Origin of the sequence: Mesorhizobium sp. B3-1-9, assembly GCF_006439595.1 — a bacterium.
In the GTDB taxonomy this organism is placed as follows: domain Bacteria; phylum Pseudomonadota; class Alphaproteobacteria; order Rhizobiales; family Rhizobiaceae; genus Mesorhizobium.
In genome coordinates this window covers 1-14,853 of the sequence record NZ_VFTJ01000028.1, presented here as the reverse complement: position 1 = coordinate 14,853, position 14,853 = coordinate 1, and the positions used below count along the sequence as shown (strand labels likewise).

Sequence of the window (14,853 nt, the reverse complement as noted above, 5' to 3'; positions counted from 1 at the left end):
CGGTTTCACATGATAGGTATGAAGCGGGCGTGGCCAAGTCAACTGGTGGATCAATGGACGAGCGGCAGGGCAAGGATGCTCTCGGCGACATCGGGTTCGGCTATCGGCCGCGCGCGGTCTATGCGAGCGATCCGGCGCGCTCGCGCGGACGCCTGTTCGAGGAGGCCGAGAGTCCGACCCGCACGCCGTTCCAGCGCGACCGCGACCGCATCATCCATTCCACCGCATTCCGCCGACTGAAGCACAAGACGCAGGTGTTCGTGGCGCATGAGGGCGATCACTTCCGCACGCGGCTGACGCATTCGATCGAGGTGGCGCAGATCGCACGAGCACTGGCGCGGGCGCTGCGCGGCGACGAGGACCTCGCCGAAGCAGTCGCCCTTGTACATGATTTCGGCCACACGCCCTTCGGCCATACGGGAGAGGACGCGCTCAACGAGAAGATGGCCGCCTGGGGCGGCTTCGACCACAACGCCCAGTCGCTGCGCGTGGTCACGCGGCTCGAGCGGCGCTATGCCGAGTTCGACGGTCTGAACCTCACCTGGGAAACGCTGGAAGGGCTGGTCAAGCATAACGGCCCGTTGACCGATGCGAGCGGGAAGGGGCTCAAAGGTCCGGTGCCGCAGGCGATCCGCGACTATTCCGAACTGCACGACCTCGAGCTCGACCGCTTCGCCGGCATCGAGGCGCAGTGCGCCGCGATCGCCGACGACATCGCCTACAACACCCATGACATCGACGATGGCCTGCGCGCCGGACTGCTGACGCTGGACATGCTGCAAGGCGTCGGCCTGCCGGGCTCGATCCTGGACGGTGTGCGCGCCAAATATCCTCAGCTCGACGATGTCCGCACCGGCCACGAACTGTTGCGCCGGCAGATCACGCTGATGGTCGAGGATGTCATTACATCGACCGCTGCCAACGTCGAGCGTCTCAAACCGGACAGCGCCGATGCGGTGCGCGCGGCGGGCGAGACCCTGGTGACCTTTTCGCCAGGGATGGCCGCGGCCGAAAAGGAATTGAAGGCTTTCCTCTACAAGCATCTCTACCGGCACCCGGAAGTGATGCGGGTGCGGGCCGAGGCCGAGCGCATCGTGCGCGAGCTGTTCGACGTCTATTTCGCCGATCCACGCGCCATGCCCGATGGCTGGCGCGAAGGGCTCGACAGGGCCGAGGATCGCATCAAGGCGCGCAGCGTCGCCGACTTCCTGGCCGGCATGACCGACACCTATGCGCTCAAGGAACATCGGCGCCTGTTTGACCATACGCCCGATTTGAGCTAGGGCGAGCCTCGATTTTGCCGGCCACGCTGCCGGTCGTCTCTTAAGCCCAGAGCATATCCAATGAATATCTTCGCCGATTTCAACGCGCGGATCGTAAAGGCCGTCGAAGCCCTTGATCTCAAGGACAAGGAGGGGGATGCGCTCGACCTGTCGCGTGTCGCGGTCGAGCCGCCGCGCGATGCAAGCCATGGCGATCTCGCTACCAATGCGGCGATGGTGCTGGCCAAGCCCACCGGACAGAACCCGCGCGCGCTTGCCGAAAGACTGGCCGAAGCGCTCCGCGCCGATGCAGACGTCGCCTCGGCCGAGATCGCCGGGCCGGGCTTCGTCAATCTCAGGCTCAAGGACGCGTTCTGGCACGCGCATCTGACGACGTTGCTCGGCGAGGGGCGTAACTATGGCCGCTCGACCATCGGCGGCGGCCGCAAGGCCAATGTCGAATATGTTTCGGCCAACCCGACCGGCCCGATGCATGTCGGCCATTGCCGGGGCGCCGTGGTCGGCGACACCTTGGCCAATCTGATGGCCTTCGCCGGCTACGACGTGACCAAGGAATATGTCATCAACGACGCCGGTTCGCAGATCGACGTGCTCGGCCGCTCGGCGTTCCTGCGCTATCGCGAGGCGCTCGGCGACGACATCGGCGAGATCCCGTCCGGTCTCTATCCGGGCGACTATCTGGTCCCGGTCGGCCAGGCGCTGGCCAAGGAATTCGGCCGCGGCCTGCTGCAGATGCCGGAAGATGAAGCGCTGGCGATCGTCAAGGACCGCACCGTCGACGCGATGATGGCGATGATCCGCGAGGATCTGGCGCTGCTCAACGTGCATCACGACGTGTTCTTCTCCGAGCGCACGCTGCATGCCGACAACGCCAAGAGAATCCGGGCGGCGATCGCCGACCTGACGCTCAAGGGCCACATCTACAAGGGCAAGCTGCCGCCGCCCAAGGGCGAGAAGCCGGATGACTGGGAAGACCGCGAGCAGACGCTGTTTCGCTCGACGGCGGTCGGCGACGACATGGACCGGGCGCTGGTCAAGTCCGATGGCACGTTCACCTATTTCGCCGCCGACGTCGCCTATCTGAAGGACAAGGTCGAGCGCGAGTTCGTCGACCTGATCTATGTGCTCGGCGCCGACCATGGCGGCTATGTGAAGCGGCTGGAGGCGCTGGCGCGGGCGGTTGCAGGCGACACGGTCAAGCTCACCGTGCTGCTTTGCCAGCTCGTGAAACTGTTCCGCGACGGCGAGCCTGTCCGGATGTCGAAGCGGTCCGGCGATTTCGTCACCCTGCGCGATGTGGTGGAAGAGGTCGGCCGCGACCCGATCCGCTTCATGATGCTTTACCGCAAGAACGATGCGCCGCTCGATTTCGACTTCGCCAAGGTCACGGAGCAGTCGAAGGACAATCCGGTGTTCTATGTGCAGTACGCGTCGGCGCGCTGCCATTCCGTCTTCAGGCAGGCGAGCGAGCAGCTCGGCGAGGCGAATTTCGACCGCAACCGGCTGGCGGCTTCCGTGGCTGCGCTGACCGACGAGGGCGAAATCGCGCTGATCCGGAAGCTGGCTGAATATCCAAGGCTGATCGAATCCGCGGCGCTTTCGCTGGAGCCTCACCGGCTCGCATTCTACCTCTACGATCTGGCTTCCGGCTTCCATGCACAGTGGAATCGCGGCCACGACAACCAGGACTTACGTTTTGTTAAGGTTAACGACCGAGAATCAACCTATGCCAGACTAGGGCTGGTGCAGGCTGTTTCGGATGTTTTGACTTCCGGCCTGACGCTGATCGGGGCAGACGCGCCCACTGAAATGCGTTAGGTTTAACTAAAAAACCTGTCACCTTTTGCCCACATTGCGCTGGTAAGGGCCAACCCTGCGCGACGTCCATGGCGTCCGACTGTGTGCGAGTTCGGGAACAATAATGGCAGACAGAACCCCGCTGAAAGTAGCCGACCACAACGACATCGCCGATGATGATCCGTTCGCGGAACTGACCCGGATCATGGGTTTCGACCCGCGCCAGCCGGTGCGGCAGCCGGCTCCTGCGGCCGAGAAGGCCGCGCCGGTCAATCAGGCTCCAGCGGCGGACGATTTCGACATCGACCTCGAAAAGGAGTTGATGGGAGAGTTCGATTCCGTCGAGGAAAGCGAGCCGGTCGCTCAGCAGGCTGCCCTGCATCAGATCGGCTATGAGCCGGCTTTCGAGGCCGCAAGCGCCGCCGCGAATGACGACGAGCTGACTGCGTCCTTCGAGCAGGATTTCGTGTTCGACGACGCGGCGGATCATGCCGATTTCGCCGTGGCCCATGTCCCGGAGGCGGATTTCGCGCCGGAGCCGGAAGCCGCGCCGGAGGCGCATTTTGCAGCGGAGCCGCATTTCGCGCCGGAGCCACAGGAAGCTCCCGAGCCGGAAGTCGCTTTTGACGATGATTTCGACAAGGCCGTCGCCAGTTCGCTGGATGCCTCGCCGCTCGAAGACGAACTTCCGATCGATCAGGAAATGGCGGCTTCGCTGGACCAGGATTTCCAGCTCGACCATCACGAACCCGCCAATCTCGACTATCACGAGCCGGCTGACGTCCGTCAGGCCGCCGTCGAAGCCGTGCAGGCCGCGAGCGATGAGGCGTTCAACGCCGATTTCGACAATGCCGTCCAGATGTCGCTCGAAGACGAGCTGTCGTTTGAGAGCCACGAGCCGGAGCAGCAGGCGCAAGCCGTCGAGCCGGTCGAAGTCTCCGCGGCCGATCCGCTGATTTCCGAGGACGATTTTGCCGGTCACTTCGACCAGACGATGACCGATGTCGATGTCAATCTCGGCCAGGCTCAGGGTTTTCAGGAGCCGGAGCCGGCAGTTGACGATGACCCGGCGCCGATGGTCGAGGTGCCGACCGAGACGGCCCATTTCGCCGCCGAGCCGGAGTTCGCCGCGCCTGAACCTGCCGCCGCGCTGACCCTTGATGACGATTTCGAACTGAGTTTCCGCGATGCGCTGAACGAGGAGCCGCAAGCTCCGGCCGTCGAGCCCGCCGCCGCGCTGCAGCCGGCCGCGGTCGAGCCGGCTCCTGTCGTCGCCGCTCCGGTTCCGCCTGTCGCCGCCGCGCTGGTTCCGCCTGTCGCCGCCGTCGAACCGGCGAGGCCGGCGGCCAGCGAACGAAGCCTGGAAGACGAGCTCAATGCGCTGCTCGGCGCCATGACCGCGCGACCGATGCCCGCGGTCAAGGAGCCCGCTCCCGCGCCACGTCTGGTTGCGGAACCCGCAGGCTACGCTGGCGGGAAGGCGGCGGCCGATGATCTCGACTGGGATCTCGACGAGCACCAGTCGGCGCAGAACGGGAAGGGCGCTCAGCCGCCAGAAAGCGATATGGACGACCTGCTTGCCAGCGAACTCGATCGCCAGGATTTCTCAAGCTCGGCCAAAACCGAGGTCGATGTTGATTTCGATGACGATTTCGGCGCTGCTTTCGTCAAGAGCATCGAAGCTGAACAGGCAGCTGCCGCCACGGCAAGGTCTCCGGTAAATTCCTCCGATTGGCTGCATTCGACGCCTACGGAATCAGGCAAGTCGTGGAGCCGCTCGACCCCGACCTCGGCTCCGCCGGTGCAGGCTTCGTTTGCCGCGCAGCCGGCGCCCTCGGCTCCGGCGCAGATGGCGGCGCCTTCAGCGCCAGTGCAGATGGCGGCGCCGGCCTACCGCAGCGAACCGGCAACGGATTATTCCGCCTATGCCATGCCGGCGCAGCCGTTTGCGCCTTCGTCGCCGCCTCGCCAGCACGAAGATGTGCCGGATGTCGAGACGGTCGATGTGCCGGAGCGCGTGGTCGCGCTCGCGGACGACCTCGACATTCCGGAGCTCAGCTTCGAGGAAGATCAGCCGGCGGCGGCCGCTTATGACGATCTCGATGCGGAATTCGCCAGCCTGCTCACCGACATGAATGCGACGGAGATCGCGTCGGCGCCCGCGCAGAACCGGGGCTATGATGACGAATCCTACAGCGCCGGCTTCAACGGTTATGACCGTCGCGACTTACGCACCGAGGCTCCGGCGGCTCCGATGACCCCGGCTTCGTTTGCCGTCGCCAACGATTACGACGCCGACGGCCTGCCCGGCAGCCGGCCGGTTTCGCAGGCGGAGGATTTCGCCGCCGATGAGCTCGACTACGATCCCGAGCTCGAGGAAGCGATGGCGATCCCGGGGCTTGCCGAGCGCGAGGCGGCGCAGCCGCGCCGGCGCGGCGTGATGATCGCGGCGCTGGTCGGCGCCGTGGTGGTTCTCGGCGGCCTTGGCGCGCTGGCCTTCTCCTTCGGCGGCAAGGGCGGCAGCGAGGCTCCGGTTATCGTCAAGGCCGACAATTCGCCGATCAAGGTGAAGCCCGAAAATCCGGGCGGCACGGTGGTGCCGAACCAGGACAACAAGGTTTATGACGCGGTGGCCAAGGGCGGCGGCGCGGCCAAGCCCGCCGAGCCGGTGCAGCAGAAGCTGGTGAACACCACCGAGCAGCCCGTGGACCTGGCATCGAAGGAACCGCCGCCGAGCCGGGTCGTCGATCTCGCGCCCAACGACAACGACGCCGCGGCCGGCACTGACGCCGCCGACGATTCAGCTGCAGCCCTGCCTGGCGTCGCGCAAGCGACCGTGCCGCAAAGCGCGCAACCTGCCGCGCCGGCAAGCGCGCAACCTGCCGCGCCGGCAAGCGCGCAGCCGGCAGCGCCGGCGCCGAAGGCGGAAGACCGCATCGCCCAGGTGCTGCAGCAGGATGCCGACAACACCGTCAACAACGACGTCGTCGCCGTCGCGCCGCGCAAGGTTAAGACCATGATGGTGAAGCCGGACGGCTCGCTGGTGCCGCGTGAAGACCCGGCCCCGGCCGCGCCGAAGGTCGCGGCGGCCGAGCCGAGCGATCCGTCGCCGCAGCATGTCGCGCCGGCCTCCGACGGCCAGCGGACAGGAACCGTGGCTTCCGACGCGGACCAGGCCGATGCGCCTGCCGTCAAACCGGTGAAGCCCGCGAAGAAGGTTGAAGCCAAGGCTCAGTCGGCCAACACGCCGGCGGTGGTGCCGGTGGCGCCGGCGCGTCCGTCCGACCAGCCGGTCGATATCGTCGGTGAGGTCAAGCCGGACCAGGTCGCTTCGATCGATCCGGCGGTAGCTGCCGGCGGCGGCTCGTGGTCGATGCAGATCGCCTCACAGCCGACGGTCGAAAGTGCGCAGTCGACCTATCAGGACCTGCAACGCCGCTACGGCAGCGTGCTCTCCGGCCGCACCGCCAACATCGTCAAGGCCGAGGTCGCGGGCAAAGGCACCTTCTACCGCGTCCGCGTTCCGGCCCAGTCGCGCAACGATGCGATCAACCTTTGCACCAGCTACAAGGCGGCCGGCGGCAACTGCTTCGTATCGCGCTGACAGGTTTCAGCCTCCAAAGCCGGCGCCGCCGCAAGGCCGCGCCGGCTTTTCGTTGTGGACGGTTGTGGGCTTTGGCTGGTCGGAGGGCAGGGGTGATTCCCTTTGCCCGCCCAAAGCCTTAAGCTTTGGTGCATGAGCGAATCAAAATCCATGATCCTCGGCTGCGCCGGGAAATCCCTCGCCGAAGACGAAATCCGCTTCTATCGCGATGAACGTCCCTGGGGCTTCATCCTGTTTGCGCGCAATATCGGCGAAGCCGGGCAGATCCGCGACCTTGTCGCCTCGATGCGCGACAGCGTCAGCCGCCCGGATGCTCCGGTCTTCATCGATCAGGAAGGCGGCCGGGTGCAGCGTCTGCGCCCGCCGCTGGCGCCGAACTATCCGGCCGGGGGCGCGCTTGGCGCGTTGTGGCGCGACGATCGCGAGGCCGGCCGCCGCGCCGCCTGGCTGATGGCGCGGCTGCATGCCTTCGATCTCTCGCGCCTGGGCGTCACCGCCGACTGCCTGCCGGTGCTCGATGTGCCGGTCGAAGGCGCCAGCGACGTCATCGGCGCGCGCGCCTATGGCAAGGAGCCCAATGCCGCGATCGAGCTTGGCCGGGCTTCTGCCGAGGGGCTTATGTCCGGCGGCGTGCTGCCGGTGATGAAACATATTCCCGGCCACGGCCGCGCCTTTGCCGACACGCATTTCGCGCTGCCGACCGTCGATACGCCGCTGGAGGAGCTCCGCCGGCATGATTTCGCCCCGTTCAAGGCGCTCAGGGAGCTGCCGATGGCGATGACGGCGCATGTCGTCTACAGCGCCGTCGATCCCGATAATCCGGCGACCACATCCGCCAAGGTCGTCGATCAGGTGATCCGCGGCGAGATCGGCTTCGACGGGCTGCTGATGAGCGACGACACCTCGATGAAGGCACTTTCTGGGGATTTCCCGACAAAGGCGGCCGCGATCCTTGCGGCCGGCTGCGATCTCGTCCTTCATTGTAACGGCGTTTTCGAGGAGATGTCGGGGATCGCCTCGCGCACGACGGCGCTGTCGGGCAAGTCCTTGGCGAGAGCCGAGCGGGCGCTGACCTATATAAAGGATCGCGACGTCGCCGACGAAACGGCGATACGCGCAGAATTCGCCACCTATTTCGAAGCGGTGGCCTGAACCGAAGGACGAAGGGCAAGTGGCGGAGACATTGGAAGGCAAGGCCGCGAAGGCCGCACCGATGGACCGTCTGTGGGCCGAGAACGACGATTCACGCCTGACAGGCGACCCGTCGCTGGTCGTTGATGTGGCTGGTTTCGAAGGTCCGCTCGATCTTCTCTTGCATCTAGCCCGCAACCAGAAGGTGGATCTGGCGCGCATTTCGATCCTGGCGCTCGCCGAGCAATATCTGGCCTTCGTCGAGAAGGTGCGGGCGCTGAGGCTCGAGCTTGCCGCCGACTATCTGGTGATGGCGGCGTGGCTCGCCTTCCTGAAATCGAAGCTGCTGATCCCGAAGCAGCCGGGCGAAGAGGGCGAAAGCGGCGAGGAACTCGCGGCGGTGCTGCAATTCCGGCTGAAGCGGCTGGAAGCCATGCGCGACGCCGCGGCGCGTCTGGTCAACCGCAACCGTCTCGGCCGCGACGTCTTTTCGCGCGGCCTGCCGGAAATGGTGATCATCGAGAAGCGCAACAGCTTTTCAGCCTCGCTCTACGATCTGCTCACCGCCTATGCGCAGCAGCGCCAGAAGCAGGCGATCAACAATGTGACGATTGCCAGGCGCGCCGTTTGGTCGTTGAAGGATGCGCGTGAGGTGCTGGCGCGGCTGATCGGCTCGGTCGGCGACTGGACGTCGCTCGACAGCTTCCTGATCGAATACCTGGCGGCGCCGGAAGAGAAGCGCACGGCGATGGCCAGTTCCTTCGCGGCGACGCTGGAAATGGTGCGTGAGGGCAAATTGGACATGCGGCAGGATCAAGTGTTCGCGCCGATCTATCTGCGCGGCCGCGCGCAAGGGGTAAGGGCAGTCGAGGTGGTATCATGAGCGAACGCGCCAACGCTTCGGTCATTCCGTTCAAGGTCGAGGACGAGCCGGAAGACGAGATGGCGGAGCAGGGTTCCATCGAGAACCCGGCCGAGCGGCTGCAATTGTCGGAAGCCGTGCGCATGGCAGAGGCGATCATTTTCGCCAGCGCCGAGCCGGTCAGCGAAAAGCAGCTTGCCGCGCGCCTGCCGGAAGGCGTGAACATTGCCGCCGCAATGGCGGATCTGCAGGAAATCTATGCCAAGCGCGGCGTAAACCTGGTACGGGTCGGCGATGCCTGGGCTTTCCGCACCGCAGGTGACCTGGCTTTCCTGATGAGCCGGGACTCGGTCCAGCAGAGAAAGCTTTCGCGCGCGGCCCTCGAAGTGCTGGCGATCATCGCCTATCACCAGCCGGTGACGCGCGCCGAGATCGAAGACATCAGAGGCGTCGAGACGTCGAAAGGCACACTCGATACACTGCTCGAAACGGAGTGGGTCAGGATGCGCGGCCGCCGCCGCACGCCCGGACGGCCGGTGACCTATGGCACCACCGACGCTTTCCTGGATCATTTCGCGCTGGAAGAGATCCGCGATCTGCCCGGCATGGAGGAGCTGAAGGGCGCTGGCCTGCTCTCGACGCGCATGCCGGCCAATTTCTCGATGCCGGTGCCGCCGGCCGATCCCGATGCGCTCGCCGAAGACGAGGACGCGCTGACCGATATCGACCTCGAGGAACTCGGGCTGTTGACGCCGCGCGTCACCGACGAGTGATCATCAAATCGCCGCGAATGGTCTATTAGCAGAGGCTGCGCGGATTGGTAGCAAGCCGCTCACGCCGAAAGTGCGTGACATCCGCTAGCCATTTTATCAACTTCCTAGCGGTTGTGTTTGAATCCCCGAGCGAAAACGCATAGATCATCGCCAGGGAAAACATTCGAGAGAGAATAGCAATGGGTTCATTTTCGATTTGGCATTGGATGATCGTGCTGGTCATCGTGCTTCTGGTGTTCGGCCGCGGCAAGATCCCGGAACTGATGGGCGACATGGCCAAGGGCATCAAGAGCTTCAAGAAGGGCATGGCCGACGACGACGCCGACGACAAGCGTACCGTCGAACATCGCGCTGACGAGACTGTTTCGCCGGCCAAGGAAAAGGTCAGCAAGAGCTGATCCCGGTTGTTGGTTTGAGCATGCCGTTGTCCCAAAACCGCTTCGCATTTTTGGGCGGCAGGCACTCGTCGGAATAGATTGTCATGTTTGAAGTCGGTTGGAGCGAACTGCTGGTGATCGCGGTCGTCATGATCGTGGTCGTCGGGCCTAAGGATTTGCCCAACATGCTGCGCACCTTCGGTCGCACCGCGGCGAAATTGCGCGCCATGGCCGGCGACTTCCAGAAGCAGTTCAACGAGGCGCTGAAGGAAGCAGAGCTCGACGACGTGAAGAGTTCCATCGATAGCTTGCGCGGCCTCAATCCGCTGAACGAGGTGCGCAAGCAGCTCAATCCGTTCGAGCAGGCCGCGGCCGACGTGCGGGCCGGCGTCGACACGATGATGAAGCCGAAGCCGGCCGCCGATCCGACAGCACCGGCGGCAGAGACTCCGCAGGCCGCCGAGCCGCTCAAGAACGGCGCGACGGACATGCCCGGCGCCAACGGAACCGAGGCTGCCTCAGCCACTCCGGTCTTCCCTGCCATGACCGACGCCTCCGTCACCGCACCGGTTTCCGAGACCGCCGCGCCGGCCCGGCCGGCGAAAAAGGCTGCGGCCGTCAAGGCAAAGACGACTGGCGCCACGGCAAAGGCAGTTGCGGCAGCGAAGGCACCGGCCGCAAAGGCGCCGGCCAAACCCTCATCGGCCTCGGTTAAAGTCGCCGCGCCCGCCAGGAAGGCGGCGCCCAAGGCTGGGGCAAAGCCAGCCACGGCGAAGAAGGCAACCGACAGCAAGAAGATGGCGGGCGACACCAAGTGAGCGTTTCGGACAAGGAAAAGGAAGAAATCGAAAAATCGTCCGCGCCGCTGATCGAACACCTGATCGAGCTGCGCCGCCGCCTGATCTGGTCGCTGGGCGGCTTCTTTGTCGCCTTTCTCGTCTGCTTCTTCTTCGCCAAGCGCTTGTTCAACCTTCTGGTCGTCCCTTTCAAATGGGCGACGCAGTGGGCAGGCCTCGACCCGCACAAGGTCGAGCTGATCTACACCGCGCCGCAGGAGTTCTTCTTCACCCAGGTGAAGCTTGCCATGTTCGGCGGCATGGTGATCGCCTTCCCGCTGATTGCCACGCAGATCTACAAGTTCATTGCGCCGGGCCTCTACAAGAACGAGCGCAGCGCCTTCCTGCCGTTCCTGATCGCCTCGCCCATCCTGTTCCTGATGGGCGCCTCGCTGGTCTATTTCTTCTTCACCCCGATGGTGATGTGGTTCTTCCTGGCCATGCAGCAGACCGGCACCAACGACCAGGTGCAGATCTCCCTGCTGCCGAAGGTGTCGGAATATCTCAGCCTGATCATGACGCTGATCTTCTCGTTCGGTCTGGTGTTCCAGCTGCCGGTGGTGACCAGCCTTTTGACGCGCGTCGGCATATTGTCGTCGCAGGCGCTGGCCGAGAAGCGCAAATGGGCGATCGTCCTTTCCTTCGTGGTCGCCGCGGTGCTGACGCCGCCCGATCCGATGAGCCAATGCGGCCTCGCCATCCCGACCATCATCCTCTACGAGGTTGCCATCTGGTCCTCGCGCATGATCGAGCGCGCCCAGGCGCGCGACCGCCTGGCGCGCGAGCAGGCGGAGGCGGGGAGTTCGGTTTCGAGCGACACGCCGGACACCTCGGCCTCCTGACCTAAACGGTGCCGCCTGGGGCAGGAAATCGCAGCGGTCCATTTACCCGCCGTCTTGCATCGACGACGGATGCGGTTTACGCCCTCGATCCTTAAAGCGCGTCGCGTCGAAACGGATTCACGCGACGCGCTTTAGGTCGTTGCTTGATGCATGTCGTTGTCGCAAAACCGAGGTCACTTTTGCGCGACATGCATTAAAGCGCGCGACGCGGTTTAAGTCTCTATTTTCATTTTCATGCATGTCGTTTTCCCAGAACCGCTGCACACTTTTGGGCGACATGCATTAGTTTGAGGATCGACCATGCTTGACATCAAATGGATTCGCGACAACCCCAAGGCCCTTGTCGAAGCGCTGGTGAAGCGCTCGTGGCCGGCGGATGAAGCGCAGTCCACGGTCGACGATCTGATTGCCAGGGACGAAGCGCGGCGTTCGCATCTCAGCGAGCTGCAGGTCAAGCAGGAACGCCGCAACGCCGCCTCGAAGGAGATCGGCAACGCCATGCGTTCAGGCGATTCAGCGCTCGCCGAGAAGCTCAAGGGCGAGGTCAGCGAGATCAAGGCGTTCATCCAGAATGGCGAGGCGCGCGAGCGCCAACTCGACGAGGCGCTGGACGACGCGCTGGCGGTTCTGCCCAACGTGCCGCTTGACGACGTGCCGGTCGGTAAGGACGAGCACGATAACGTCGTCAAGCGCATCGTCGGCGAGGTGCCGACGCGTCCGAACTGGGTGAAGGAGCATTTCGAGATAGGCGAAGCGCTCGGCATGATGGATTTCGAGCGGGCGGCGAAATTGTCCGGCTCGCGCTTCACAGTGCTGAAGAGCCAACTGGCGCGCATGGAGCGGGCGCTCGGCCAGTTCATGATCGACCTGCACACGACAGAGCACGGTTATGAAGAGATCATCCCGCCGCTGATGGTCAATGCTGATACCATGTTCGGTACTGGCCAACTCCCGAAGTTCGAAGGCGATCTTTTCAAAACGGAAAAGTCGGCGTCTATCGAAGATTTGCGTCCCACCATGGCTCGAGCGACCCAAGAATTCCTGTCGGATTACCGACGGAAATACCCGCAGGGGAACTTTCCGCCAATCGAGCAAATGAGAGAGGAGCAAATTCAATATGTTGGACAAGCGATAGAGAAGTTCCTTGGGATAGAACTTCGACTGTACGATCGCGACCCACACGAACCAATTGACGCTCCCATTCCTTTCTACCTCATTCCGACGGCCGAAGTGCCGCTCACCAATCTCGTGCGCGAAGAGATCACCGCGCATGAGAAACTGCCGCTGCGCTATGCGGCGCTGACGCCATGCTTCCGCTCGGAAGCCGGCTCGGCCGGCCGCGACACGCGCGGCATGCTGCGCCAGCACCAGTTCTACAAGGTGGAGCTGGTCTCGATCACCGACCAGGAAAGCTCGCTCGCCGAGCATGAGCGCATGACTGAATGCGCCGAGGAAGTGCTGAAGCGGCTCGGCCTGCCGTTCCGCACCGTCACGCTCTGCACCGGCGACATGGGTTTCGGCGCGCGCAAGACCTACGACATCGAGGTCTGGCTGCCGGGGCAGAACGCCTATCGCGAAATCTCGTCCTGCTCGGTCTGCGGCGATTTCCAGGCCAGGCGCATGGATGCCCGCTACAAGGACAAGGACGGCAAGGGCAATCGCTTCGTTCACACGCTCAACGGTTCGGGCACCGCAGTCGGCCGGGCTCTTATCGCCGTCATCGAAAACTACCAGAATGAGGATGGCAGCGTAACCATTCCTGAAGTGCTCCGGCCTTACATGGGTGGTCTCGCCAAGATCGAAGCGAAGTGACTTGATGCGCATCCTGCTGACCAACGATGACGGCATCCATGCCGAAGGGCTGGCGTCGCTCGAACGCATCGCCCGCACGCTGTCCGATGATGTCTGGGTGGTCGCGCCGGAGCAGGACCAGTCCGGCTATGCGCATTCGCTGTCGATCTCGGAGCCGCTCAGGCTGCGCAAGATCGGCGAGAAGCACTACGCCGTGCGCGGCACGCCGACCGACTGCGTCATCATGGGCACGAAAAAAATCCTGCCCGGACCGCCGGATCTGATTCTGTCCGGCGTCAATTCCGGCGCCAATATCGCCGACGACGTCACCTATTCGGGCACCGTTGCGGGCGCCATGGAAGGCGCGCTGCTCGGCGTCCGCTCGATCGCGGTGAGCCAAGCCTATTCCTATGTCGGCGAGGATCGCGTCGTGCCTTACGAGACAACCGAGGCGCTGGCGCCGGCGCTGCTCAAGCGGCTGGTGGAAACGCCGTTGCCGGACGGCGTGTTGCTCAACGTCAATTTCCCGAACTGCGCGCCGGACGAGGTGGAGGGCACCGTCGTCACCGCGCAGGGCAAGCTGGTGCACAGCCTTTGGGTCGACGAGCGGCGCGACGGGCGCGGCCTGCCTTACTACTGGCTGCGTTTCGGCCGCGAGCCGGTCGAAGGCAAGAAGGGCACGGACCTCCACGCGATGCGCAACCGGCTGGTGTCGGTGACGCCGCTGCAACTCGACCTCACCGCCCATGAACTCCGCGACCAACTGACCAAGGCGCTGTCATGAACAAGGCGTTGGCATGAACAGGGTTTTGGCATGAACACGGTTTGGGCATGAACACGGGCATGGACGACCGCGAAGGTTTCGCCGCTTTCCTGCTCAGGCTGCGGGGCAGGGGCACGGCGCCGAAGGCGCTGGTCGCGGCCTTCGAGGCGACGCCAAGGCGTGGTTTCCTGTCGGCCCAGTTCCATGCGATCGCCTGGTCGGAGGGCATGCTGCCGATCGAATGCGGCGAGGCAATCGAGGGCGCCGATCTGCAGGCGGCGGTGATCGCAGCGCTTCACATCGAGCCGGGCAATCGCGTGCTCGAGATCGGCACCGGCTCGGGTTACACGGCAGCCGTCATGTCGCGGCTTGCGGCGCGCATCATCACCATCGACCGCTACAAAACCCTGACCGAGCAGGCCAAGCAGCGCTTCGAGGCGCTTGCCATCAGCAATGTCATCACCCGCCAGGCCGATGGCTCCAACGGCCTGCCCAATGAAGGGCCGTTCGACCGCATCGTCGCCTGGGCGGCCTTCGACAACCTGCCGCGCTTCCTGCTCGACCAACTGTCGAGCGGCGGCATCGTCATCGCGCCGATCGGCCCGGAGGAGGGCGAGCAGGTGCTGGCCAAACTCACCAAGGTGGGCAGCCGCTTCGAGCGCGAGGACATCGGCATGGTCAGGCTGCAGCCGATCCTGCGCAGCATCGCCGCGGTGATCTAGGCCGTAGTGACGATTTAAGGAATTGGGATTCCCACAGGCCGGCAAATCAGATTCAACACTGATTTTTGGGGA

12 protein-coding genes are annotated in these 14,853 nt (G+C 64.2%); all 12 read left to right on the top strand.

Annotated features, from left to right (window positions below; all coding sequences use genetic code 11):
* The first annotated feature begins 53 nt into the window (after positions 1–53).
* The 12 genes from FJW07_RS29515 (at position 54) to FJW07_RS29460 (ending at position 14,781) form a co-directional block, all read left to right on the top strand.
* On the top strand, positions 54–1,283 hold the full coding sequence (locus FJW07_RS29515; RefSeq protein ID WP_140859682.1) for a deoxyguanosinetriphosphate triphosphohydrolase: 1,230 nt from the start codon (positions 54–56) through the stop codon (positions 1,281–1,283).
* A 60-nt stretch (positions 1,284–1,343) separates the two neighbouring features.
* Positions 1,344–3,101, top strand: coding sequence for an arginine--tRNA ligase (argS, locus tag FJW07_RS29510; protein WP_140859681.1), 1,758 nt, complete (start codon positions 1,344–1,346; stop codon positions 3,099–3,101).
* 103 nt (positions 3,102–3,204) lie between these two features.
* Positions 3,205–6,684: an SPOR domain-containing protein gene (locus FJW07_RS29505; protein ID WP_140859680.1), complete on the top strand. Its 3,480-nt coding sequence runs from the start codon at positions 3,205–3,207 to the stop codon at positions 6,682–6,684.
* Between the two features lie 132 nt (positions 6,685–6,816).
* The gene (gene nagZ / locus FJW07_RS29500; RefSeq protein WP_140859679.1) at positions 6,817–7,836 is read left to right on the top strand and encodes a beta-N-acetylhexosaminidase; all 1,020 of its coding nucleotides are present in this window, start codon (positions 6,817–6,819) and stop codon (positions 7,834–7,836) included.
* Between the two features lie 61 nt (positions 7,837–7,897).
* Entirely contained in the window at positions 7,898–8,698 is an 801-nt protein-coding gene (locus FJW07_RS29495; RefSeq protein ID WP_140859709.1) for a ScpA family protein, read from the top strand.
* Entirely contained in the window at positions 8,695–9,450 is a 756-nt protein-coding gene (gene scpB, locus FJW07_RS29490) for an SMC-Scp complex subunit ScpB (RefSeq protein WP_095765016.1), read from the top strand. Before FJW07_RS29495 ends, scpB begins: the two co-directional genes overlap by 4 nt.
* Before the next feature lie 179 nt (positions 9,451–9,629).
* Positions 9,630–9,848, top strand: a complete 219-nt coding sequence (locus FJW07_RS29485) for a twin-arginine translocase TatA/TatE family subunit (protein ID WP_027167260.1) — start codon at positions 9,630–9,632, stop codon at positions 9,846–9,848.
* Positions 9,849–9,931: 83 nt separating this feature from the next.
* The gene (gene tatB, locus FJW07_RS29480) at positions 9,932–10,645 is read left to right on the top strand and encodes a Sec-independent protein translocase protein TatB (protein WP_140859678.1); all 714 of its coding nucleotides are present in this window, start codon (positions 9,932–9,934) and stop codon (positions 10,643–10,645) included.
* Entirely contained in the window at positions 10,642–11,505 is an 864-nt protein-coding gene (gene tatC / locus FJW07_RS29475) for a twin-arginine translocase subunit TatC (protein WP_140652508.1), read from the top strand. The genes tatB and tatC overlap by 4 nt, the downstream gene beginning before the upstream one ends.
* A 300-nt stretch (positions 11,506–11,805) precedes the next feature.
* Positions 11,806–13,317, top strand: coding sequence for a serine--tRNA ligase (gene serS / locus FJW07_RS29470; RefSeq protein ID WP_140859677.1), 1,512 nt, complete (start codon positions 11,806–11,808; stop codon positions 13,315–13,317).
* 4 nt (positions 13,318–13,321) lie between these two features.
* On the top strand, positions 13,322–14,080 hold the full coding sequence (gene surE / locus FJW07_RS29465) for a 5'/3'-nucleotidase SurE (protein ID WP_140859676.1): 759 nt from the start codon (positions 13,322–13,324) through the stop codon (positions 14,078–14,080).
* 47 nt (positions 14,081–14,127) lie between these two features.
* The gene (locus FJW07_RS29460) at positions 14,128–14,781 is read left to right on the top strand and encodes a protein-L-isoaspartate(D-aspartate) O-methyltransferase (protein ID WP_140859675.1); all 654 of its coding nucleotides are present in this window, start codon (positions 14,128–14,130) and stop codon (positions 14,779–14,781) included.
* The last annotated feature ends 72 nt before the right edge of the window (positions 14,782–14,853 follow it).